A 22211-nucleotide genomic window follows, 5' to 3' on the forward strand; every position below is an offset into this window, starting at 1 on the left:
TAGCAAGCCAAACACGCGAACTGTCCCATCGCCCTATTCTTTGCAGCACGCCCAGGAGAACTTACCGACCGGGCCATTTCTGGCTCGATCGGGCCAAAAATGGCTCGACGCGTATCCTTTGTTTTCAATTACTTACGAAGCACCGAGTCAAAAATGGCCCGACTTGCTTGAATTTCCCTGTGTTTTTTAGGGCTTTAGGCCCGACGGCTTGTCGTAAACGACATTCTACACTCACCTAACACATTGATTATAAAAGGCTTTTATCCATCTTTATGGATGTTGGCACGTCCTATGCTCTGTCGCTCTCGTCCCCATCACCGGGACGGACCCAAGGCCATCGTGGCCCCCGACGACATAAGGAATCTGTCATGTCCACACCCGCATACATTGCCATCACTGGCAGGACCCAGGGCAATATCACCCAAGGTGCTTTCACTTCCGATTCGGTCGGTAACGTTTATCAGGAAGGTCACGAAGATCAGATCCTGGTGCAGGAAATCAAGCACCGCGTGACCACGCCCACCGACCCGCAAAGCGGCCAGCCTTCCGGCCAGCGCGTGCACAAGCCGTTCGTGTTCACCTGTGCGCTGAACAAGGCCATCCCGCTGCTGTATCAAGCCCTGGCCACCGGCGAGACCCTGAACAAGGTCGAAACGCAGTGGTTCCGCACCTCGGTCGAGGGCAAGCAGGAGCATTTCTTCACCACCTTGCTTGAAGACGCCACCATCGTCGACATCAATACCGTGCTGCCGCACGCCCAGGACAGCAGTAAGTCCGGTTATACCCAGCTGATCGAGATCAGCCTGGCTTACCGCAAGATCACCTGGACCCATGCCGTGGCCGGCACCGAGGCCTCCGACGACTGGCGCAAGCCGATCGTCTGATGCGCCTACCGCCGCTGCCGCCCTGGGCGGTGGCGGCTTCTCTTGTCATGGACGCCGGTATCGCTTGCCGGCCGCAAGGAGCACGTCATGCCGCGCCAAGCCGATCTGCGTTTTACCGTCACCGCTGCGGCGGGCGATTTCGAGGTGGTGAGTTTTACCCTGGATGAGGCGCTTTCCGAGCCTTTTCGTCTGGAGCTGGAACTGGCCAGTTTCGATCCGGCCATCGATTTCGCTCAGGTGCTCGATCAGCCGCTGACCTTGAGCATCGAGCAGTACGGCGTTGCCGTGCGTCATGTGCACGGCCGCGTCAGTGCCTTCGAGCAGGCCGACAGCGGTTTTCGTCGCACCCGTTACCGGGCGCTGGTCGAACCTGCCCTGGCCCGCTTGGGCCTGTGTTCGGACTGGCGCATCTTTCAGGCTCTGTCCGTGCCACAGATTATCGAGCAGGTGCTTGCCCAGCACGGCCTCAGCGATTGCGAAGTGGTCTGCACCCGTGAACACCTGCCCCGTGAGTATTGTGTGCAGGCCGGCGAGACCGATCTGGCCTTCATTGAGCGGCTGGCCGCCGAGGAAGGTTTTTATTACGCCTTCGCGCACAGTGCCAACAGTCATCGCCTGCTGTTCAGCGATCATCTTCACAGCCACGGCGCCCTTGAGGGCGAGCCGTTGCTCTACAACCCCAGCGCCGGGGGCGATGCGCCCGTGCCCGCGCTGCACCGCTTCACCTATGCCGAGCAGGTGCGCACCGCGCGCCAGACCCAGCGCGACTACACCTTCAAGCACCCGCGCTACAACCAGCAGCACAGTGTCGAAAGCGCCGAACTCGACCACCAGCGCAGCGATTATCAGCGCTATGACTATCCCGGACGCTACAAGCAGGACGAAGCGGGTCAGCCATTCACCCGCACCCGCTTGCAAGCCCTGCGCGGCGATGCCCGGGTGGCGCGGGTCGAGGGGGATGATGCGCGGCTGCTGCCCGGCCCGGCCTTTACCCTGATCGGCCACCCGCGTGCGGACATGAATCGCGGCTGGCGCGCCCTGCGCCTGCATCACGCCGGCACCCAGAGCACCAGCCAGCAGGAGGAAGCCGCCGAGGCCGAACAGGGCACGCATTATCATCTTCGCGCCGAGCTGCTGCCCGACCACAGCGACTGGTGCGCGCCGCTGCCGCCGAAGCCGCGTATCGACGGCCCGCATATCGCCACGGTGGTCGGGCCTGCGCGCGAGGAAATCTATTGCGACGCCTTCGCCCGGATCAAGGTCGAGTTTCCCTGGGACCGCCGGGCGCAGGGCGACGAGCACAGCTCCTGCTGGATTCGGGTGGCGCAGAACTGGGCCGGTCCGGCGTGGGGGCATATCGCCCTGCCACGGGTCGGGCACGAGGTCATCGTCGATTTCCTCGACGGTGACTGCGATCAGCCGATCGTCACCGGACGGACCTACCCGGCGACTCACCCGACGCCCTACAAGCTGCCCGACTACAAGACCCTCAGCGCCATTCGCAGCAAGGAACATCAGGCCAACCGGGCCAACGAGCTGCGCATCGACGACACCCACGGGGAAATCAGCATCGCGCTGATGAGCGATCACGCGCACACCGCGCTGAACGAAGGCTTTCTGACCCATCCCAGGCCACAAGGCGGCGCGCCACGCGGCGAGGGTTTCGAGTTGCGCAGCGATGCCAGCGGCGCGTTGCGTGCGGCCAAGGGCCTGCTGCTGTCCACCGAGGCCCAGGCGCAAGCCAACGGCGGTCAGCTCGACCGCGCCGGGGCCGTCGCGCTGCTGGAAAGCGCGCTGGAACTGGCGCGCACCCTCGGCCAGATCGCCGCCGACAACCAGGGCATCGGCCACGATCCCGAGCCGCAGCAGACCCTGACCACCGCCGTGCGCGAACTCGACCACGGCGCCAACGACCACCCCGAAGGCAGCGGCGGCGGCCAGCCGCTGATCGCCGTCAGCGCCCCGGCGGGCGTGGCCATCGCCACCCCGCGCAGCATCGTCCTGAGCGCCAGCGAACACATCGACAGCGTGGCCCAACAGCACCAACACCTGAGCGCCGGGCAGAACATCGTGCTCAACGCCGGGCACGACGTGGGGCTGTTTGCACAAAGCGGCGACCTGCGCCACATCGCCCACCAGGGCGAAGTGCAAATCCAGGCGCAGCACAACGGCATCAAGGTGCAGGCCGAGCAAAGCGTGGAACTCAGTTCCTCTCAGCAACACATCACCATGGCCGCCAAGGAACACATCACCCTGCTCTGCGGCGGGGCCTATCTGCGCATGGCCGACGGCAACATCGAACTGGGCATGCCCGGTAGCTTCACCGTCAAGGCGGCAAGCCATGAGTTTCTTGGGCCGGTGTATGCATCAACCGAGTTCAATACTTGGCCGCAGAGCGAATTCGACGAACGTGTCCGACTGGTGCAGCGGGGAAAACCACTTCCCCATCATCTCTACGAAATCATACGTACCGATGGCGCTCGCCTAACGGGTGTCACCGATGCCGATGGCTGGGCCGAAGTCCAGCAGGGGGTGAGCATCGAGGCCTGTGAATTTCGCATAATCGGCCCTATGGAGAACAATCAATGAGCGAGCCCACACGTCCCGTTCCATGGGAGATTGGCCCCGATGGCCGTACTCAGGCCCGAATAACCTTGTCGAGAAAGGAAAATAAAGTCAGGGCCGAAATTGAAGTGCCGCCGCATCAAGCCATTCCAGTAGTTTTCGTGCCCGGCATCATGGGTAGCCCACTGCTGGCAACCGGTGAAAACGCTCAAGTGCTGGGAGATGACAATCGGTGGTCTTGGTTTCCTGACAGAACCATGTGGCTAATAGCACCCAAAAATGGTTACAGAAAGCTCTCTCCGGCTGAGCGCAAGACACTTCTCAACCCATTGGAAACCCGGCCCTTGACCAACCCCGCAGATGCTGACCGTGAAATCGTCACGGAACACAGCCGGGCACTGCATGCAGAGGAAGCACTGAATCGAGGCTGGGGGTCAGTGATGCTCAGCGCCTATGGCGATCTGCTCAACTTTCTGGAGATGCAGTTGCGCTACATCTGCACACCTCAGGGTGGCCCCTATCCGGGCATTCAGGGTGCCATGCCTGCCGATATAACCCGGTGGGGTGAAATGCAGGGCTATGAAGCACTGAGGCCAGAGACTCTGCGAGCCGCCGCTGAATTTCGCTACCCCGTGTATGCCGTTGGCTATAACTGGCTGCGATCCAACAGAGATGCGGCCGACTATCTGGCGGAGCGGATTCGCACCATCATCCAACGTTGCGAATCGCTTGGCATGCCCTGTCGGCATGGGGTGATTCTCGTCACTCATTCCATGGGGGGGCTGGTCGCACGTCTGTGCGCCAAGCGCTACCCAGCCCTGGTTCAAGGCATCGTGCATGGTGTGCAACCAGCCATTGGCGCGGCCACCGCCTATCGCCGAGTGCGAGCAGGCTGGGAAGATATGATCGGTGCCATTGGCCTGGGAGGCACTGGGCGCAAAATCATGCCGGTTTTCGCCAATGCCCCTGGCGCGTTAGAGCTTTTGCCCAATCAGCGCTACGGGGCCGGCTGGCTGCGCGTCGTCAGTGATGGCAAAGAGGTGCTCAGCCTGCCGACCGAGGCCTCTGGAGCAGACCCCTACTCGCAGATATACCTGCAAAAGGACGCCTGGTGGCGTCTGATGGACCCTGAATGGATTGATCCTGAGCCCTCTGACAATCCACGACCAAGCATTACCGATGCTTGGGGCAGCTACACAAATAACATCATGCTTGCCAAAAAATTCCACTTGGAACTTGGCGATTATTACCACCCCAACAGTTACGTGCACTACGGAGCTGATGAGTCCCAGCAAGCCTTCCATCGCATTACATGGAAGCTACAGATGGGTTCGATTCCCTCTCACCTGTCCGGTTGGCCGGGCACCCCGGCCCCGCCCTTGCCCCACGATCATATACAGACGCTGCGCCTGACTGATGATAATCACCAAGGTCGCGTGTGGATGCTCAACGAGCAGATCGACCAGCATGGTTCTGTCGTGACTTACGACATCATGAACGGACGTTGCTTTGCCGTCCTGGCCGGGCAGGATCAGGCAGGAGACGGCACGGTGCCCGCACATGCCGCCGAGGATGCCGCGCGCAACGCTGTCTTCAGCGCCCGCATGAGCGGCTACGACCATCAGGGTTCCTACGCTGATCGCAACGTCCAGAACCTGACGCTGTATTCCATCCTGCGCATCGGCGCCACGGCACAGCCGCCTGGGATCAAGCCAAGGGAGCAAACCTCATGAATCGTCGTCGCCTGCTGATCGGGCTGGTTGGCCTCGTTGTACTTATTGCCTGTTTTCAGGGCTGGCGTCGCTGGCAGCTAGCCCATCCTGACCGGAGTCATACCATGACCATCCTGACCCAAGACATGCGCACCCACTGCGTCGGACGACTGCTTATCGATCTGCCCCAACACACCACATGGAAATCTCGATCCAGCGGTGCTCGTATCGGTAACCTCAACCTGTCCGTGACCACGGGAGTCAGCCGTGAGCAGTTCGATCAAATGGTGAAAAAACGCTGGTTGGAGGTACAGGCCATAAAGGCGGACAGTTCTGGAACGCCTTACATGAAACAGTCCGAACGTATCGATCACTCGGAACATGGATTGATACTCGCCTATGCCTTTGAGCAAATACATGTTCCTGATATTAATGGGGTATGGAAAGATCAGGTTTTCCATAACGCCGAAGGCTACTTCTGGGACAGAGGCACACTGTTCGAGATAAAGCAAAAACTCAATGGCAAAGATGACATCGCAAAGCTTTTTCCCCGCCTGCGTGCCCGAGCCCCTGACGAGATTCCCAGCCAGCCGGGCCTTTGTCTCAATGGCGCATTCATCTCTGGCTTTTATGACATGCAAGAGCGCGAAAACCTCATATGGCCATTCCAGTTGCCACGCAACATGGGGCTGGTCGTCAAGCACAACAGGGTGGGTCGTCCACAACCCTCATTGCTGGAACGCGAACTTGAATCCCGAGGTGCAGCCACAGCCTGGCTGAACGCCATGCTGAAACCGGGTGACGTTTATGAAGAACATCTCTTTCGTCGAGCACAGCACCAAATTGGCGAACTTATAGGTGACGAACTCGTATCCGGAGAACTTGAGGGCAGGCAAGAGTACGGCTATGACACCAGTATCGGAGGTGTCTGGGAGTTTTCTGGACAAGGTGCTCCCTCACCTGTACCGCAGATTGAACTCAACTTGAATGCCCGAAACTTCGATACATCCTACATACCCTCACCAGCGGGTGGGTTCCCTAAGCCCGAGGATGCACCCAATGGCCCTACCGAAGCGGAGTTCTTCGAGGTATGGGATGCCGTGATCAATAGCGTGCGAATTCGTCCAAACGCCCTGACGCCTCCACCTAAATAGGCCAACTCCACCACAGCAACAAGAGCCAGGGGCAGTAAACAGCGCCCCTCGGCCATTATCGACTCCATCCGCCTGCGCCCCGCTGCCATTGGGCCGTGATGCCGTCTATTGAACAGGAAATTTAAAGCATGAACCGTCGTCGCCTGCTGATAGGGCTGCTTGGCCTCGTTGTACTTATTGCCTGTTCTCAGGGCTGGCGTCGCTGGCAGCTAGCCCATCCTGACCGGAGTCATACCATGACCGCCCTGACCCAAGACATGCGCACCTATTGCGTCGGACGCTTGCTTATCGATCTGCCTCAACACACCACCTCGAAATCTCGATCCAGCGGCGCTCGTATCGGTGACCTCAACCTGTCCGTGACTACGGGAGTCAGCCGTGAGCAGTTTGATCAAATGGTGGAAAAACGCTGGCTAGAGGTTCAAGGGCTCAAAGGAAGAGGAGTTCGATACCTGTCCATTCCAGCAGAGCACTTTGAGCCTATTCCCGGAAGCGCAATATTTGCTTATGGGTTCCGCAAAGCGGATGGCCCTGATGTTAATGGTGTGTGGGGAAGCAATATTTTTCATGACGCCGAAGGCTACTTCTGGGAACACGGCACACTGTTCGAGATAAAGCAAAACCTCAATGGCAAAGATGAAATAGCGAAGCTTCTTCCCCGCCTGCGTGCCCGAGCCCTTGACGAGATCCCCAGCCAGCCGGGGCTTTGCCTCAATGGCGCATTCATCTCTGGCTTTTATGACATGCAAGAGCGCGAAAACCTCTTATGGGCGTTCAAGCTGCCACGCAACATGGGCCTGGTCGTCAAGCACAACAGGGTGGGGCGCCCACAACCCTCATTGCTGGAGCGTAACAGCGAGGCAGAGCAGGAAATGGCGGCTTTTATCGCTCGCGTCTTAAGCCAGCCAGGAGTAGAAGCTGGTCGCGAGGTATACCGTGCAGCCGCTCGCTCTGTGCAAGGCCTGGATGGAGAGGAATACTCAATGGGCGGAGCAGAGAAAAAAAGTGCCAACTCATTCACTACGAATATAGCTGCTGAATGGGAATTTCCAGGCCAAGGACTTCCAATAGCCGTTCCCAACATATCCCTTAGTCTCGGAAGTACTTACCGAACATCCCAAAGACCAGCCTCTTTAGGAGCATTCCCTAACCACGAGGATGCACCCAACGGGCCTACCGAAGCGGAATTCTTCGAGGTATGGGATGCCGTGATCAATAGCGTGCGAATTCGTCCAAACGCACTGACGCCTCCGCCTAAATAGGCCAGCTCCACCACGGCAACAAGGGCCAGGGGGCAGTAAACAGCGCCCCTCGGCCATCATCGACTCCATCCGCCTGCGCCCCGGTGCCGTTGGGCCGTAACGCCTCTATGAACAGGACGTTCAAACACATGAAGCGCTTCGCGAGCTTATTGCTGATCGGCCTGCTGGGGCTGACCGGCTGCCATTCATCTTATTCACGGAGCGACAACCCCATGGACACCACCGGATGGATCACCCACTGTTATGGCCGTTTTCTCATCGACCTACCGCCTCAAGCCATCATCATCGGTGCGGGCTATGACGTGTGGGGTAAACAAATCGAACGCCTGGATGAAACCAACTCCATCCGCCTGCGCCCCGGTGCCCACGTACCGGTTACTGGTACACCCTAGCCCAGCGCGATGCACGCCGCCGCTTCGAGCAGGAGGCGTTTGCGCCCCTCACTCCAGGCTCGACGGGAAGCGCACCCTGACCAGCAGCCCGCCCAGCGCACCCTGGCCCAGTTCGATGGTGGCGCGATGGGCGCGACTGATCTCGCCGACGATGGCCAGCCCGAGGCCGGCGCCCTGCCCTTGCTGCTGCACGCGATAAAAGCGTGCGAACACCTTCTCGCGCTGTTCGGGCGCGATCCCCGGACCGTCGTCCTCGACCTCCAGCACGCCCTCATCGCGTACCCGCAGCACTACATTGCCACCGCCTGGCGTATGCGCAAGGGCGTTGTCCAGCAGGTTGCTCAGCAGCTCGCTGAGCAATGTCGGCTCGCCATGAATCCATACCGGCCGATCTGCTTCGAGGGCGATGGCAACGCCTCGCTTGTGCGCCAGCGCAGCCATCGCCAGCCCCAGCTCACGGGCCAACTGGCTCAGATCGAGCCGCTGGGCGCCGCCCTCGGCAATCGCCTGCGCGCCACTTTCGATACGCGCCAGCGAGAGCAACTGGTTGGCCAGATGGATGACGCGGTCGGTATGCGCTCCGGCTTCTTCCAGGGTCTGTTGCCAGCGCTGCGGCTGTTGCTCGCGCAGGCCCAGCTCGATCCTCGCCTTCAGTGCGGCCAGTGGCGTGCGCAGTTCGTGGGCCGCGTCGGCGATGAACTGGGCCTGGCGCTCGAACTGGCCGCGCAGCCGTTCGGTGAAATGGTTGAGCGCAGCCACCAGCGGCTTGAGTTCGCGCTGTACCGCCACCATCGGCAGCGGTCGCAGGTCATCGGGCTGACGCAGCTCCACCGCCTCGCTCAGCTTGCCCAGTGGCCGCAATGCCGCGCTGACCGCGAGCCACACCAGCAGCAACGCGGTGAGCACCAGCAATCCGACCCGCCACAGGGTATCGGTGAGCAGGCTGCGCGCCATCCGTTCGCGGGCGCCCAAGGTCTCCGCCACGCGGATTTCGGCGATGCCATTGAGCTCCGGCTCGCTGACGGGCTGTAGCAGACTGACCAGCCGTACGCCCTCTCCCTTGAACGCCCCGTCATAGAAGCGTGCCAGCGCGGGGTAGTCGTCGGTGCGCCGGATATCGGGGCCTGGGGCGGGAAGGTCTTCGTAGCCGCTGACCAGGCGGCCCTCGGTATCGAGCACCTGATAGTAAATGCGCCCGGCACTGTCGTAGGCAAAGGTGTCGAGCGCCACATAGGGAACATTAGCGCGCAGCTTGCCATCGTTGGCGACCAGCCCCTCGGCGATGGCACGGGCCGAGGCCAGCAGTGTCCGATCGTAGGCGGAGTCGGCAGCCGCACGGCCATTCCAGTACGCGCTCCAGCCGCTGAACAGCAGCAGCAGCGCCAGCAGCACCGCCAGCCGCCGCAGCAGGCCAGCACGCAAACTGCCGGCGCGCTGCGGTAGCGCTTCAGGGGGCATCCATGGCCTCCAGCAGGTAGCCCAGGCCCCGGAAGGTCACGATACGTACCGCGCGGCCCTCGAGCTTTTTGCGTAGACGATGGATGTAGATTTCGATGGCCTCGGCGCTGGCGTCCTCGTCGAGGCCGAAGACCTGTGCCGCCAACTGATCCTTGCTCATGACGCGCCCGGGGCGCGCGATCAGCGCCTCGAGCACCGCCTGCTCACGCGATGTCAGGCTCAGGGGCTGCCGATCGAGGCTGAAGCGCCGTGCATCCAGATCGTAAACCAGCGCGCCACAGCTCTGCTGACGCTCGCCACCGGCGACGCTGCGCCGCAGCAGGGCCTTGACGCGGGCTTCTAGCTCAGACAGTTCGAACGGTTTCGCCAGGTAGTCATCGGCGCCGAGATTGAGCCCATGTACGCGATCGGTGACCTCTCCGCGCGCGGTGAGCATGATCACCGGTAGCGTCTTGCCGCGCTCACGCAACCTCGCCAGCACCTGGAACCCGTCGAGTCGAGGCAACCCGACGTCGAGAATCGCCAGTGCGTAGTCCTCGGTAGCCAGCGCCAGGTCGGCGGCCACCCCGTCATCCAGCAGATCGAGCGTCCAGCCGGCCGCGCGCAGCGCCTGAGCGACACTTTCACCGAGTTGGGGATGGTCCTCGACCAGGAGAATCCGCATTTGCCTGTCCTCTGCCACACGCGCAATGGAGCGCAAGTGTAGCGACAAGGCGCACCGTACGCTGCTTTCGCCCTTGAAAGCCTGGCGAAAGTTTCGCCACCTAGGATCGCATCCAGGTGGCTCGAACCGCCTGCAACGGCACCACGCCGTCACAACAAAAACAACAGTGGAGAGACAGATGCTGACTGCCGTCAGAACGAAACCCGCATATGCCCGCTCCGGCCTTGCCGTCGCGGTCGCCTCGTTGTCGCCTCTGACCCTCGCCGCTTCAATCGATGACAGCAGCGCGTTTGGACAAGGTCATCGAACGCGCCTCGACCAATTCCCACAATCTGAAACTGAACACCAAGAACGGTCGTTTCGCGAGTGCCGCCGAGACCGAACGCCTGACGTTCGCAGAGGGGCGAGTATTACTTCAACGACCGATTCACCGGCACTTGCCATGCCGCGGAACTCGATGACATTTACCGCCAGCGTTTCTTTCAACCTGCAGCCGGTCCAGCCGCAGACGGCCGATCTGCGCCTGATGATGAAAACCACCTGATCGTCAGCTCCAGCCTGCCGATCGGGTAAAGCCGTCCACAATAAGAATCAAAGGAGACACCCATGAAAACTGCTATCCGCCGTATCGCCCTGCTCTCGTCCTGCCTGGTCCTGTCCAGCCAGTTGTTCGCCGAGCCCAAGCGCCCCGAATGCATCGCCCCGGCCAAACCCGGCGGCGGCTTCGACCTGACCTGCAAGCTGGCGCAGAGTGGCCTGAAGGACGGAGGCTTGCTCGAAGCGCCGATGCGCGTCACCTACATGCCGGGCGGTGTCGGCGCGGTGGCCTACAACGCAGTGATTGCCCAGCGCGCCGCCGACCCGGCGACCATTACCGCATTTTCCAGCGGCTCGCTGCTGAACCTGGCGCAAGGCAAATTCGGCCGCTATGACGAAACCAATGTGCGCTGGCTGGCCGGTATCGGCACCGATTACGGCGCCATTTCGGTACGCGCTGACGCGCCCTACCAGAACCTCGACGACCTGATCGCCGCCGTCAAGAAGGACCCCAGCAGCGTCGTCTTCGGTGCCGGCGCGACCATCGGCGGCCAGGACTGGATGCAGACCGCGCTGATCGCTCGCGCCGCCGGCGTCGATCCGAAGAAGCTGCGCTACGTCGCCTTCGAAGGCGGCGGCGAAACCCTGACGGCCATGCTCGGTGGCCATGTCCAGGTCACCAGCAGCGGTCTTGGCGAAGTCGCACCGCAGCTCGAAGCCGGCAAGATCCGCATCCTCGCGGTGCTGTCCGATGACCGTCTGCCGGGCAAGATGTCCGAGATTCCGACCGCCAAGGAACAGGGCTATGACATCAGCTGGCCGGTGATCCGCGGCTTCTACATGGGGCCGGAAGTCAGCGACGAGGATTTCGCCTGGTGGAAAACACAGTTCGACACCCTGCTCGCCGATGACGATTTCGCCAAGCTGCGCGAACAGCGTGACCTGTTCCCACTGTCGATGACAGGTGATGAACTCACTGCCTTCGTCAACAAGCAGGTCGCGGACTACAAGGCACTCGCCGCCGAGTTCGGCCTGGTCAAGTAACACCTGCGGACGGCGGCTCCGGACAGGCGCCGCCGCCTGCTTCTCTCGAGGTAACCCACCATGTACGTTCGTGTCTTCGCCGCGGCGTGGCTGCTCGCCTGCGCCGGCCTTGCGCTGCTCGCCTGGGGTTTCGAGGCGCCCTTCGCCTACGACCCGGTCGGCCCGCGCGCCTACCCCCTGTTGCTGCTGTTTCTGATGGGCTGCGGCGCGCTCTGGCTGCTATGCAAGCCGCACGGGGAACCGACGCCCCCGTTCGACTGGACGATCGCCCGACGCGCGCTGTTCTGCGTGCTGGTCCTGCTGGGCTATGCGCTGCTGTTCGAAAAGCTCGGCTTCGTCATCACCACCGCATTGGCCACCTTCGCCCTGGGCCTGCTGTTCAACGGCCGCCTGTTGCCCTGCCTGATCAGTGGCGTGCTGATGGGTGTGCTGCTCTACGGCCTGTTCGATCTGTTGCTTGATGTGCCGCTGCCGCTCGGTGTGCTGCGCCTGCTGGAGAGCTGAAAATGGAAACCTTGAATTTCTTGATGCAGGGCTTCGATGTCGCCACACGGCCGACGAACCTGCTGGTGGCGCTGTTCGGCGCCTTCGTCGGGACCATCGTCGGGCTCTTGCCGGGGCTTGGCCCGATCAACGGTGTGGCCCTGCTGCTGCCCCTGGCCTTTGCCCTGGGCCTGCCGCCGGAAACGGCATTGATCCTGCTCGCCGCGGTGTATCTGGGCTGCGAGTACGGCGGCCGTATTTCCGCCATTCTGCTCAACGTGCCGGGCGACGCTGCCGCAGTGATGACCACCCTCGACGGCTATCCGCTGGCGCGCCAGGGCAAGGCCGGCATCGCGCTGTCGCTCTCGGCGGTCAGCTCGTTCATGGGCAGTATCATCGCCACCTGCGGCGTGGTGCTGTTCGCCCCGCTACTGGCCAAGTGGGCGGTGGCCTTCGGTCCGGCGGAATACTTCGTGCTGATGATCTTCGCCATCGCCTGCCTGGGCGGCATGGTCGGTGACAAGCCGGTCAAGACCCTGATGGCCGCGCTGATCGGCCTGGGCCTGGCCACGGTTGGCGTGGACTCGACCACAGGGGTCTACCGATTCACCTTTGGCAGCGTCAGCCTGTCGGACGGCATCCAGTTCGTCATCGTGGTGATCGGTTTCTTCAGTGTCAGTGAAGTGCTGCTGATGCTGGAGAAGACTCACAGCGGGCAAAAGGCGGTCAAGGCCAGCGGGCGCCTGCTGTTCAACTTCAAGGAGTTCTGCCTGACGTTCTGGACGATGGTGCGCAGCGCCCTGGCGGGCTTCGTCATCGGCACGCTGCCAGGTGCCGGCGCCACCATTGCTAGCGCCATGACTTACATGAGCGAAAAGCGCATGGCCGGCGACAGCGGCAGGTTCGGCGAAGGCGACCTGCGAGGCCTGGCCGCCCCGGAAGCGGCCAACAACGCCTCGGCGTGCGGCTCGCTGATTCCGATGCTGACCCTGGGCGTGCCCGGTTCGGGCACCACGGCGGTGATGATCGGGGCGTTGACCCTGTATAACATCACTCCCGGCCCGCTGTTGTTCGAACAGCAGCCCGATGTGGTCTGGGGCCTGATCGCCTCGCTGTTCATCGGCAACGTCATCCTCCTGGTCATGAATATCCCGCTGGTCGGGCTGTTTTCCAAGATGCTCAGCGTGCCCAACTGGGTCTTGGTGCCGGCGATTACCGCCATCAGCGTGGTCGGCGTCTACTCGGTGCACAGCACCACCTTCGACCTGGTGCTGATGGTCGGTCTTGGCGTGTTCGGCTACCTGCTGCGCAAGCTGGAGTTCCCCTTGTCGGCGCTGATTCTCGGGTTCGTGCTTGGTGAAATGATGGAAGACAACCTGCGCCGTGCGCTGTCGATCTCGGCAGGCGATCTGGGCATCCTCTGGGGCAGTCCGATCACCCTGGTGCTGTGGGCGATGGCCGCGCTGATGCTGGCGATGCCCGGTCTGCGCTGGTGGCGCCAGCGCCGTCGCGCCAAGCTGAACGAGGCGCATGCCTGACATGCCGCAGCGCAGGCTTCCTGCCTGGTGGGCGACGCCTCTTGTCGGCGCCCTTGGCGGCTGGCTGGCAAGCCTGGCGAACTGGCCGCTGCCCTGGATGGTTGGATCGCTGCTGGCGGTGATCGCGGTGCGCTGCAGCGGCTGGCTGGTAACTGAAGTCCCACGTGGACGCCAGACGGGACAATGGCTGATCGCCAGCGCGATCGGCCTGCATTTCACCAGCGAGGTCATGCAACAGGTGCTCCAGCATTTCAGCGTGATTCTCGCTGGCGCGCTGGGCACTCTGCTGCTTAGCCTGATCGGCATCGCCATTCTGTTGCGCAGCGGCACGGACCGCGCGACCGCCTTTTTCGCCAGTATGCCGGGCGGTGCCAGCGAGATGGTCAACCTGGCCGGCCGGCACGCGGCGCATCCTGCAATGGTGGCCGCCGCCCATAGCCTGCGCTTGCTGCTGGTGGTGCTGATCATTCCCGCGCTGTTCACCTGGAGCCTGCCGCCAGTCGATGCCCCACCGCCGGCTCCGGTCAGCTGGCCGTGGCTGGCAGTGCTGCTGCCAGGCGGCGCGCTGCTGGCGGTGTTATGGAAGCGGTTAGGTCAACCCAATCCCTGGATGCTCGGCCCGCTGACGGTTTGTGCCGCAGCCAGCGTTATCTTCGATCTGCATCTGGGCCTGCCGGATGGCGTCGGCCAGTTCGGCCAATGGCTCATCGGCTGCTCATTGGGCTGCCACTTCGATCGACCGTTCTTTCGCAGCGCCCCTCGATTCCTCCTGCGCATCGTGCTGTTCACGCTGCTGGCGATGCTTGCCGCAGCAGGTCTGGCCGAGGCACTGGGCTGGGCGGCGACGCTGAACCGGACCTCGCTGATGCTGGGAATGATGCCCGGCGGCATTACCGAGCTGTGCCTGACCGCCGAGGCGCTGCAACTGTCGGTGGCGCTGGTGACCGCCTTGCAAGTGTTGCGACTGTTTCTGGTGATGTTCCTGGCCGAGCCGCTTTTCCGGCTGTGGCAGCGGAGCATGCCATAGCCGCTGCGGGCCTTCGGTCATCCGAAAAACCAGTAGCACACCAGGATCGCCGCAACGATGCCGGCGAAATCCGCGGCCAGCGCGCAGCCCACCGCATGCCGGGCGCGCTGGATGCCAACCGCGCCGAAATACACGGCCAGCACATAGAAAGTGGTTTCGGTGCTGCCTTGTACCGTTGCCGCGACCAAGGCTGGAAAGCTGTCGACGCCCTGGCTCTGCATGGTTTCGATCAGCATCGCGCGGGCGGCGCTGCCCGAGAAAGGTTTGACCAGCGCGGTGGGCAGCGCGTCGACGAAGCGGGTGTCCCAGCCCAGCACCTCGACCAGCCAGCGAATGCCATCGAGTCCGAAATCCAGCGCGCCGGAGGCCCGCAGCACGCCGATGGCGCACAGCATCGCGATCAGGTAGGGCAAAAGGCTCTTGGCCACATCGAAGCCCTCCTGCGCACCTTCGACGAAGCTTTCGTAGACCGGCACCTTGCGCAGGGCGCCAACGAGGATGAAGGTGACGATCAGGCCGAACAGGGTGAGATTGCCCAGCAGCGATGACAGCGAGGCCAGCGCGGTCGCCGAAAGCCCGGCGAGCAAGGCCATGAAGCCACCGAGCAAAAGGGCGCCCGGAATGAAATAAGCCAGCACCACCGGGTCCCAGAGGCGCAACCGCTGCACCAGCGCCACCGCCAGAAGACCCGCCAGGGAAGACGCGGTGGTGGCCAGCAGGATCGGCAGGAACACCAGCGTCGGGTCTTCCGCGCCCTGTTGCACGCGGTACATGAAGATGGAAACCGGGAGCAGCGTCAGCGACGAGGTGTTGAGCACCAGGAACAGGATCTGTGCGTTGCTCGCCACCGCCTTGCTGGGGTTGAGTTCCTGTAACGCACGCATGGCGCGCAGGCCGATGGGCGTCGCGGCGTTGTCCAGACCCAGGCCATTGGCGGCGAAATTGAGGGTGATCAGCCCTAGCGCGGGATGGCCAGGCGGCACTTCAGGCATCAGACGACGGAACAGCGGGCCCAGCAACCGCGCCAGAAGCTCGATCAGGCCGGCCTTCTCGGCAATGCGCAGAAAGCCGAGCCAGAGCGTCAGGGTGCCGAACAGCACGATCATGATTTCCACGGCCAGCTTGGCCATGGCGAACAGGCTCTCGACCAGTGCGGCAAACACCGTCGGATCGCCGCCGAGCAGCCAGCGTCCGAGCGCGGCCACCGCGGCAATCAGAAAAAAGCCCAGCCAGAGCCCGTTGAGCATGTGATTCTCCAGAAAATGACTGCCCGCGATGATAGCGGTGCGGCTGGAGAACAGCCATGTCACGCTTCGACGGCTGGTAAGCGGAAGGTCAGGGAAGGAGAGATGCGCTGCGCTGCCAGACCACAATCCGAATGGAAGGTCACGCGCTGCCGGTGCAGTGGACGCTGTAGAGATCGCAAGCCGAAGGTGGGGTCATCCACCTTCGGTTGCCTTTCGCTGAGCCTGGTCCTGGAAGGGAGTACTCCATGTACCCCTAGGTCGCTCCGTCCAACAGAGCGTCCCGACCCCTTGGCCTCCCCGCTTCGCGGGCTGACGGGTGTTCACAACGCGGATCACCCCAGTCTGGTGACGACCCTCGCAATCGCATGCGAAGGCGCTGAATTCTGGCATCCCGCCTGTACAGCCTCCGTAGGTGTTGCAGCCGCCCTTGCGGGCGGCGTCACTGCATCAGACACGGGGGCCGCGGCCTCGACCGAAAATCAGCGAAGCGACGAACAGCACCAGGAACACCACGAACAGGATCTTGGCGATACCCGTTGCGGTACCCGCGATACCACCGAAGCCCAGTACCGCAGCGATGATGGCGATGATCAGGAAAGTAATAGCCCAACTCAGCATGGTGTAACTCCTCTTCGGTTCAAGACATCTTCAGCGGGACCGATTCAGCAACAATCAGCTCGCGGATCTACGACTAGAAAACCCAGCGCTGCTCCGACCGCACCTGCAAGTAATCAACCGTCTTCGGGGCAGGGCCGGTTTGCACGATCCCTACTGGTTGAGCGTCGTACATACGAATTCGTTCCGCTGAGTCATGCTGTCCCTGGCTGAGCGGTTGTGACATCGGACGCTCGGCGCCAACGATCAGCGTGACTACGGCTGCGGTAAGGAAACCTTTGCCAACCAGTGAGAAGCGTGCTTGACGATTCATCCTCAACTCCTTCTAAGCATGCGGGGCATGTCTGTCTTAGTCGTTATGTTGCAGGGCTCATGCCAGTCTTCAATAAAGCGAATTTGTCTTATTTTTCAGTAACTTAGATATCGTAAACATTAGCTCGTCAATTTATATTGCACGATGCCAGCGGTCGGCACCGGGCGATTTGCACGACGACCTAATCCCACCGTCACTGGTCAATGTGCGGCACCATGATTGAGCGCGTGAATACGCTCATGGCAGGCGCGGATTTTCGGCAATTCGATCGCCAGCAACGCCCTTACGTCAGGCGTTGCCGTTTTCAGCGCGTCCTCGAACGCCGCGAGGATGCGCTCCTCCGTCTGGTCCAGTTGATCGATGTACACCGCGTCGCGATGCCCGAGTCGAGCCTTGGTGTCGGCATACACTTCCCGCAATTTGCCGGCCGTGGTGCCGCCTTGGGCCGGTTGCTCCTGGTTGGCTGCAACCTTTACCGACAGGGCCTGGATGATGTGGGTCTTGGCTTGAGCCATGTCCCGGAAAAGATGCTGTAGCTCGACATCCTCCACCACCTCGAGGGCATGCTGATAAAAATGCTGGCCGTCTCGGGTGATCTCGATCAGTTCGTTGAGCTGGGTCATGTTCTGGTTCATGGGTCCTCCGGATACCTGATGCGATGCGCCTGGCGGGCGCGCCCGTTCAGATGTCCGCAAGCCTCATGCCAGCGCAAAAGATTGTCTTGCCGCTTTATAATCAGGCACTTGCACAGCCGTTACGCTTGGCGATTAATTGCAGGGTGCAGGAAATGGCGCTCCGCACCGTGCAACTTGCAAGACTTTTCGTAGACTAAAAGCAGGCGCCAACCCATGCTCGGCGTCGCGAGAGCCGCGCACCGAACATTCCACCCGATTCGCCAGCACATACAGCCTTACCTGACTGGAGCATTCATGGACCAAACGACCGACGCCGGTGGCCGCATTCTCCTGGTAGATGACGAGGCCGCGATCCTGCGCACCTTCCGTTATTGCCTGGAGGATCGCGGCTATACGGTGGTAACGGCTGCCAGCGCCTCACAGGCCGAAGCGATCCTGCAACGCCAGGTGTTCGATCTGTGCTTTCTGGATCTGCGTCTCGGCGAAGACAACGGCCTCGACGTGCTGCAACAGATGCGCGTCCTCGCACCCTGGATGCGGGTGGTCATCGTCACCGCCCATTCGGCTGTCGACACCGCCGTGGATGCGATGCAGGCAGGCGCGGCGGACTACCTGGTCAAGCCATGCAGCCCTGAACAGCTGCGCCTGTCGGCCGCCAAGCAGCTGGAAGTTCGGCAGATGGCCGCGCGTCTGGAAGCACTTGAAGGCGAGGTACAGAAGCGCAGCGATGCGCTGGGCTCGCACAGCCCGGCCATGATGAGCGTGCTGGAAACGGCACGGCAGGTCGCCGATACCGACGCCAACATCCTGATCCTCGGGGAATCCGGCACGGGCAAAGGCGAACTGGCGCGGGCGATCCATAACTGGAGCCGACGCGCGAAAAAAGCCTTCATTACGATCAATTGCCCGTCGCTGTCGGCAGACCTGATGGAAAGCGAGCTGTTCGGACACAACCGCGGCGCCTTCACCGGGGCCACTGAAAGTACGCTGGGGCGCGTCAACCAGGCCGATGGCGGCACCCTGTTTCTCGATGAAATCGGCGATTTCCCCCTTGCGCTGCAGCCCAAACTGCTTCGATTCATCCAGGACAAGGAATACGAGCGCGTCGGCGATCCAGTGACGCGACGCGCAGACGTACGGATTCTCGCCGCGACCAACCTGAACCTCGAAGAAATGGTGCGTGAAGGTCGATTCCGCGAGGATCTGCTCTATCGCCTGAATGTCATCACATTGAACCTGCCGCCCATGCGTGAGCGGCCAGAAGATGTACTCACGCTCGCCGAGCGCTTCCTGGCCTATTTCGTCAAAAGCTATGGCCGACCGGCACGGGGCTTCAGCGACGGTGCCATTGCGGCATTGAAAGCCTACCGATGGCCCGGCAACGTGCGGGAGCTGCGCAACGTGGTCGAGCGCGCCAGCATCATCTGCCCCCAGGCAATGATCGAGGTCAGCCACCTCGGCCTGGCCGACCAAAGCGTCAACAATGCACCGCGCATTGGCGAACCACTCAGCCTGGAAGAACTGGAGAAAGCGCACATCTCGGGGGTGCTCAGCACCAGCGACACCCTTGAGCAAGCCGCCCGCGTACTGGGCATCGACGCCTCGACACTCTATCGAAAACGCAAGCAATACGGCCTATGAAGCTCCAGATGAAGCTGAGAACCCGGCTGTTCCTGGGCTCTCGGCCCTGATGACCGTCGCGCTGCTGGGCCTGCTGCTGGCGCTGGTCAGCGTGGTACAGATGGCCCAGAGCCAGGAAAAGCTCATCCGCGACAACTTCGGCGTCATCGAGATCAACCAGCAGTTGCGTCAGGCATTGAGCAACCACCTCCTGCTCCTGGTACGCGAGGAACGCGACAGCACTGCCTTCGCCGAATCGCGCGGCGTGTTCCAGACGGCGCTGTCACGAGGCCTGTCCCAGGCCGCGCGCCCCGCCGACCGGCAGGCTTATGAGGCGATCGGCAATGCGTATGCCCGCTTCCTCCATGAACTGGAGATGCCCTCGGAGCTGAACTGGTCGTTGCTCGAAGACAACGCGCTCAGCCAGTCCTTCAATCACGTCCGCGAACTGATGGTCGACATGCAGCAGGCCGCTTACGACCAGATCCGCGACACCGAGATCCGCAGTCGCGAACGGGCGCAATTGCTCGCCGGGTTGCTCGGCCTGACGGGCATTGCCGTGCTGCTGATCGGGTTCGTCACGGCGCACAGCTTCGCCCGCCGCTTCGGTGATCCGATCGAGCAACTGTCCAGCGTGGCCGATCAGATCGGCCGCGGTGATTTCAACATCAGCCTGCCCGCCTCTCCCATCGCCGAGCTGTCGTCGCTGATCCGCCGTTTTGGCTTGATGGCGCAGGCGCTGCACGACTTCAAACAGACCAATGTCGAAGCGCTGGTCGACGGCCAGCAGCGCTTGCAGGCTTTGCTGGACAGCATCGACGACGGCCTGTTGATCATCGACCGCCAGGGCCGGCTGGAACACGCCAACCCTGTCGCGCAACGGCAGTTGGCGTGGGAAAGCGAACACCTCGGATCGACCCTCGGACAGGCCCTCGGCTACCCGGAGCTGGACGAGGCCGCGCAGCAGGTTCTGGACGACAAGCCGTTGTCCGGCCCACCGGAAGATCTGGTCATCGAGGCCGATGGCGAGCGCAGGTTGCTGTCGTGGCGCATGAGCCCGGTCAACCATCACGACGGGCGCATCAGCGGCGCGGTAATGGTGCTCCATGATGTGACGGACCAGCGCACCTTCGAGCGCGTGCGCAACGAATTCGTCCTGCGCGCCTCGCACGAACTGCGCACCCCGGTGACTGGCATGCAGATGGCGTTCAGCCTGTTGCGCGAACGGACGCATTACCCTGACCACAGCCGAGAGGCCGACCTGTTCAGCACCGTGCACGAAGAGATGCAGCGCCTGGTCACGCTGATCAACGATCTGTTGAACTTCTCGCGCTACCAGAGCGGCCAACAGAAACTCGAACGGGTGCCCTGTGAGCCAGCCGAACTGCTGGAACAGGCTCGGCAGCGCTTCCAGGCACCCGCTGCGCAGAACGACATCACGATCAAGCTGGAACTGCAGTCGCCGCTGCCAAGCCTGCTGCTCGACCGGCAGCAGATGGAACGGATGCTCGACAACCTGCTGAGCAACGCACTGCGGCATACACCGGACGGCGGCGAGATCCGCCTGCTGGCGCGCCATCACGGCGAACGGGTGATTCTCAGCGTCGAAGACAACGGCGAGGGCATTCCGTACAGCCAACAGGCGAGAATCTTCGAACCGTTCGTGCAGATCGGTCGCCGCCGGGGAGGCGCCGGACTGGGCCTGGCCTTATGCAAGGAAATCGCCCAGCTGCATGGTGGTCGTATCGGCGTGCATTCACGGATCGGACACGGCACCATCTTCTACATCGCCCTGCCGATCTGAGCCAGCGGGGCCGGAACAATAACAAGGAAAGCCGATGCCCAGCCTCAACCCCAGCGCCGACCAACTGAAACGCTTCGCCGAGCAGATGCCGGTCGGCGAACCGATCCTCATGCTCAACCTGCTGCGCTTCAATCACGAGGCGGCCTACCCGGCCGATAGCGGGCAAACCGCATGCAGCGGCAAGGAAGCCTACGCGCGCTATAGCCGCACGGCGTTGCAAAAGGTGCGGGCAGCCGGCGGCGATGTGCAGGTGGCCGCCCTTGCGCACGTCGCGCTGATCGCGCCGGAGCAGGAGCACTGGGACGAGATGCTGCTGGTGCGATATCCCTCGCCGGAAGCCTTCCTTGCAATGCTGGCCGATGATCAATACAAAGCGGCAACTGTCCACCGCACCGCTGCGCTGGCCGACTCGCGGCTGATCGCCTGCTCCCCTCGTCGCTGACGCCCCTCAGGACGCCGTTGCAAGCGCGGCAAGAATTGCCGCGGTTTCGGCATCCGGCTCGCCGTCGAAACGTGTCGGCCGGTACTTCATCTGAAAGGCAGCGATCACGTTGCGGGTCTCCAAATCCAGGTGGCCGTGTTCTGGCACCTTATAGCCCTGCCTGACCAGTTGCGCCTGGAACCAGGCCACGTCCGGCAGTTGCAGCGCGAAAGCGCTGCGCTGGCGCGCCACCACGGCAGCGTCGGGCCAGGGCACCAGTCCGGCATCGGCCAGACGCTTCCATGGGAACAGCGGGCCGGGGTCGACCTTGCGCTGCGGCGCGATGTCGCTGTGTCCGACGATGGCGCCGGGCTTGAGCCCGTGGCGCTGCATGATGTCCTTGAGCAGTACGATCAGCGCGTCGATCTGCTGCTCGGAATACGGGTACCAGAGCCGCCCCCGCTCGCCTTCGATATAGCCGCGGTTCACCAGTTCGATACCGATGGAGCTGGAGTTGAGCCAGGTCCGGCCGTTCCACTGGCTCTCGCCGGCATGCCAGGCACGGCGATTCTCGTCCACCAGCCGGTAAATGGTCGCGGGCGCCTCGCCAATCAGGTAATGGCTGCTGACGCCGTCGCCCTTGAGGATCTCCAGCGAGCGCGACAGATCACTGGAGGTGTAGTGCAGGACGATGAACTGGGCCCGGCTGTCCTGCCCCAACGACGTATGGCGGGTATCGATACGCGGACCGCTGGCGCAGCCCACCAGCAACAGGGCACATACGGCGAGGATTACGGCTTTCATGGAGTACCTCTGGTCGACAGCGAAATGACGCA

General features: G+C 62.3%; 20 protein-coding genes and 1 pseudogene. 14 read left to right on the forward strand and 7 right to left on the reverse strand.

Annotated elements, in window-relative coordinates; translation table 11 throughout:
- Positions 1 to 368: 368 nt before the first annotated feature.
- From GQA94_RS01860 to GQA94_RS01885, 6 genes are all read left to right on the forward strand, one after another.
- Complete coding sequence (locus GQA94_RS01860) at positions 369 to 884, forward strand: Hcp family type VI secretion system effector (protein ID WP_158186468.1); 516 nt, start codon at positions 369 to 371, stop codon at positions 882 to 884.
- A gap of 87 nt (positions 885 to 971) precedes the next feature.
- Entirely contained in the window at positions 972 to 3473 is a 2502-nt protein-coding gene (locus tag GQA94_RS01865) for a type VI secretion system Vgr family protein (protein WP_158186469.1), read from the forward strand.
- Positions 3470 to 5182 (forward strand): alpha/beta fold hydrolase, encoded by a 1713-nt coding sequence (locus tag GQA94_RS01870; RefSeq protein WP_158186470.1) that lies wholly within the window; start codon positions 3470 to 3472, stop codon positions 5180 to 5182. The genes GQA94_RS01865 and GQA94_RS01870 overlap by 4 nt, the downstream gene beginning before the upstream one ends.
- The gene (locus GQA94_RS01875; protein WP_158186471.1) at positions 5179 to 6315 is read left to right on the forward strand and encodes a T6SS immunity protein Tli4 family protein; all 1137 of its coding nucleotides are present in this window, start codon (positions 5179 to 5181) and stop codon (positions 6313 to 6315) included. The genes GQA94_RS01870 and GQA94_RS01875 overlap by 4 nt, the downstream gene beginning before the upstream one ends.
- Before the next feature lie 128 nt (positions 6316 to 6443).
- Entirely contained in the window at positions 6444 to 7577 is a 1134-nt protein-coding gene (locus GQA94_RS01880; RefSeq protein WP_158186472.1) for a T6SS immunity protein Tli4 family protein, read from the forward strand.
- A 128-nt stretch (positions 7578 to 7705) separates the two neighbouring features.
- On the forward strand, positions 7706 to 7969 hold the full coding sequence (locus GQA94_RS01885) for a hypothetical protein (RefSeq protein WP_158186473.1): 264 nt from the start codon (positions 7706 to 7708) through the stop codon (positions 7967 to 7969).
- 48 nt (positions 7970 to 8017) lie between these two features.
- Here the strand turns inward: GQA94_RS01885 and GQA94_RS01890 are convergent, their stop codons facing one another.
- A complete protein-coding gene (locus GQA94_RS01890; protein WP_158186474.1) occupies positions 8018 to 9427 on the reverse strand; it encodes a sensor histidine kinase in 1410 nt (469 codons plus the stop codon).
- Positions 9417 to 10091, reverse strand: a complete 675-nt coding sequence (locus tag GQA94_RS01895) for a response regulator (protein ID WP_158186475.1) — start codon at positions 10089 to 10091, stop codon at positions 9417 to 9419. The genes GQA94_RS01890 and GQA94_RS01895 overlap by 11 nt, the downstream gene beginning before the upstream one ends.
- Before the next feature lie 178 nt (positions 10092 to 10269).
- Here GQA94_RS01895 and GQA94_RS01900 point away from each other — a divergent pair, with 178 nt between their 5' ends.
- The 5 genes from GQA94_RS01900 (at position 10270) to GQA94_RS01920 (ending at position 14720) form a co-directional block, all read left to right on the forward strand.
- Positions 10270 to 10635 (forward strand): hypothetical protein, encoded by a 366-nt coding sequence (locus GQA94_RS01900; RefSeq protein WP_158186476.1) that lies wholly within the window; start codon positions 10270 to 10272, stop codon positions 10633 to 10635.
- Between the two features lie 62 nt (positions 10636 to 10697).
- Positions 10698 to 11672, forward strand: a complete 975-nt coding sequence (locus GQA94_RS01905) for a Bug family tripartite tricarboxylate transporter substrate binding protein (protein ID WP_158186477.1) — start codon at positions 10698 to 10700, stop codon at positions 11670 to 11672.
- Positions 11673 to 11732: 60 nt separating this feature from the next.
- A complete protein-coding gene (locus GQA94_RS01910) occupies positions 11733 to 12176 on the forward strand; it encodes a tripartite tricarboxylate transporter TctB family protein (RefSeq protein WP_158186478.1) in 444 nt (147 codons plus the stop codon).
- A gap of 2 nt (positions 12177 to 12178) precedes the next feature.
- A complete protein-coding gene (locus GQA94_RS01915; RefSeq protein WP_158186479.1) occupies positions 12179 to 13693 on the forward strand; it encodes a tripartite tricarboxylate transporter permease in 1515 nt (504 codons plus the stop codon).
- Complete coding sequence (locus GQA94_RS01920; protein WP_158186480.1) at positions 13686 to 14720, forward strand: AbrB family transcriptional regulator; 1035 nt, start codon at positions 13686 to 13688, stop codon at positions 14718 to 14720. Before GQA94_RS01915 ends, GQA94_RS01920 begins: the two co-directional genes overlap by 8 nt.
- Positions 14721 to 14737: 17 nt before the next feature.
- On the opposite strand, the gene GQA94_RS01925 is transcribed toward GQA94_RS01920, so the two are convergent.
- From GQA94_RS01925 to GQA94_RS01940, 4 genes are all read right to left on the reverse strand, one after another.
- Positions 14738 to 15967, reverse strand: a complete 1230-nt coding sequence (locus GQA94_RS01925; protein ID WP_158186481.1) for a nucleoside recognition domain-containing protein — start codon at positions 15965 to 15967, stop codon at positions 14738 to 14740.
- A 447-nt stretch (positions 15968 to 16414) separates the two neighbouring features.
- Positions 16415 to 16585 carry a DUF1328 domain-containing protein gene (locus GQA94_RS01930; RefSeq protein ID WP_003282841.1) on the reverse strand — a complete coding sequence of 57 codons (171 nt, stop codon included), beginning with the start codon at positions 16583 to 16585 and terminating at the stop codon, positions 16415 to 16417.
- A 73-nt stretch (positions 16586 to 16658) separates the two neighbouring features.
- Positions 16659 to 16895: a hypothetical protein gene (locus GQA94_RS01935; protein WP_158186482.1), complete on the reverse strand. Its 237-nt coding sequence runs from the start codon at positions 16893 to 16895 to the stop codon at positions 16659 to 16661.
- A gap of 200 nt (positions 16896 to 17095) precedes the next feature.
- A complete protein-coding gene (locus tag GQA94_RS01940; protein ID WP_158186483.1) occupies positions 17096 to 17530 on the reverse strand; it encodes a ferritin-like domain-containing protein in 435 nt (144 codons plus the stop codon).
- Positions 17531 to 17824: 294 nt separating this feature from the next.
- Between GQA94_RS01940 and algB the strand changes: the two genes are divergently transcribed.
- From algB to GQA94_RS01955, 3 genes and pseudogenes are all read left to right on the forward strand, one after another.
- Entirely contained in the window at positions 17825 to 19171 is a 1347-nt protein-coding gene (gene algB / locus GQA94_RS01945; protein WP_158186484.1) for a sigma-54-dependent response regulator transcription factor AlgB, read from the forward strand.
- Positions 19168 to 20954 (forward strand): annotated as a pseudogene (locus GQA94_RS01950) (KinB sensor domain-containing domain). The gene algB and the pseudogene GQA94_RS01950 overlap by 4 nt, the downstream one beginning before the upstream one ends.
- 34 nt (positions 20955 to 20988) lie before the next feature.
- On the forward strand, positions 20989 to 21396 hold the full coding sequence (locus GQA94_RS01955) for a DUF1330 domain-containing protein (protein WP_158186485.1): 408 nt from the start codon (positions 20989 to 20991) through the stop codon (positions 21394 to 21396).
- Between the two features lie 6 nt (positions 21397 to 21402).
- Here GQA94_RS01955 and GQA94_RS01960 read toward each other — a convergent pair whose 3' ends face one another.
- Positions 21403 to 22179, reverse strand: a complete 777-nt coding sequence (locus tag GQA94_RS01960) for an N-acetylmuramoyl-L-alanine amidase (RefSeq protein ID WP_158186486.1) — start codon at positions 22177 to 22179, stop codon at positions 21403 to 21405.
- Positions 22180 to 22211: the final 32 nt, after the last annotated feature.

This window comes from Stutzerimonas stutzeri (assembly GCF_009789555.1).
GTDB lineage: Bacteria > Pseudomonadota > Gammaproteobacteria > Pseudomonadales > Pseudomonadaceae > Stutzerimonas > Stutzerimonas stutzeri_R.

What these genes read in the sequence shown, in the direction of transcription:
- GQA94_RS01875 (WP_158186471.1), top strand. Translation starts at nt 5,179, where the DNA reads ATGAATCGTCGTCGCCTGCTGATCGGGCTGGTTGGCCTCGTTGTACTT.
- GQA94_RS01880 (WP_158186472.1), top strand. Translation starts at nt 6,444, where the DNA reads ATGAACCGTCGTCGCCTGCTGATAGGGCTGCTTGGCCTCGTTGTACTT.
- GQA94_RS01915 (WP_158186479.1), top strand. Translation starts at nt 12,179, where the DNA reads ATGGAAACCTTGAATTTCTTGATGCAGGGCTTCGATGTCGCCACACGG.
- GQA94_RS01895 (WP_158186475.1), bottom strand. Translation starts at nt 10,091, where the DNA reads ATGCGGATTCTCCTGGTCGAGGACCATCCCCAACTCGGTGAAAGTGTC.
- GQA94_RS01885 (WP_158186473.1), top strand. Translation starts at nt 7,706, where the DNA reads ATGAAGCGCTTCGCGAGCTTATTGCTGATCGGCCTGCTGGGGCTGACC.
- GQA94_RS01920 (WP_158186480.1), top strand. Translation starts at nt 13,686, where the DNA reads ATGCCTGACATGCCGCAGCGCAGGCTTCCTGCCTGGTGGGCGACGCCT.
- GQA94_RS01935 (WP_158186482.1), bottom strand. Translation starts at nt 16,895, where the DNA reads ATGAATCGTCAAGCACGCTTCTCACTGGTTGGCAAAGGTTTCCTTACC.
- GQA94_RS01860 (WP_158186468.1), top strand. Translation starts at nt 369, where the DNA reads ATGTCCACACCCGCATACATTGCCATCACTGGCAGGACCCAGGGCAAT.
- GQA94_RS01905 (WP_158186477.1), top strand. Translation starts at nt 10,698, where the DNA reads ATGAAAACTGCTATCCGCCGTATCGCCCTGCTCTCGTCCTGCCTGGTC.
- GQA94_RS01940 (WP_158186483.1), bottom strand. Translation starts at nt 17,530, where the DNA reads ATGAACCAGAACATGACCCAGCTCAACGAACTGATCGAGATCACCCGA.
- GQA94_RS01900 (WP_158186476.1), top strand. Translation starts at nt 10,270, where the DNA reads ATGCTGACTGCCGTCAGAACGAAACCCGCATATGCCCGCTCCGGCCTT.
- GQA94_RS01890 (WP_158186474.1), bottom strand. Translation starts at nt 9,427, where the DNA reads ATGCCCCCTGAAGCGCTACCGCAGCGCGCCGGCAGTTTGCGTGCTGGC.
- GQA94_RS01865 (WP_158186469.1), top strand. Translation starts at nt 972, where the DNA reads ATGCCGCGCCAAGCCGATCTGCGTTTTACCGTCACCGCTGCGGCGGGC.
- GQA94_RS01925 (WP_158186481.1), bottom strand. Translation starts at nt 15,967, where the DNA reads ATGCTCAACGGGCTCTGGCTGGGCTTTTTTCTGATTGCCGCGGTGGCC.
- GQA94_RS01960 (WP_158186486.1), bottom strand. Translation starts at nt 22,179, where the DNA reads ATGAAAGCCGTAATCCTCGCCGTATGTGCCCTGTTGCTGGTGGGCTGC.
- GQA94_RS01955 (WP_158186485.1), top strand. Translation starts at nt 20,989, where the DNA reads ATGCCCAGCCTCAACCCCAGCGCCGACCAACTGAAACGCTTCGCCGAG.
- GQA94_RS01870 (WP_158186470.1), top strand. Translation starts at nt 3,470, where the DNA reads ATGAGCGAGCCCACACGTCCCGTTCCATGGGAGATTGGCCCCGATGGC.
- algB (WP_158186484.1), top strand. Translation starts at nt 17,825, where the DNA reads ATGGACCAAACGACCGACGCCGGTGGCCGCATTCTCCTGGTAGATGAC.
- GQA94_RS01910 (WP_158186478.1), top strand. Translation starts at nt 11,733, where the DNA reads ATGTACGTTCGTGTCTTCGCCGCGGCGTGGCTGCTCGCCTGCGCCGGC.
- GQA94_RS01930 (WP_003282841.1), bottom strand. Translation starts at nt 16,585, where the DNA reads ATGCTGAGTTGGGCTATTACTTTCCTGATCATCGCCATCATCGCTGCG.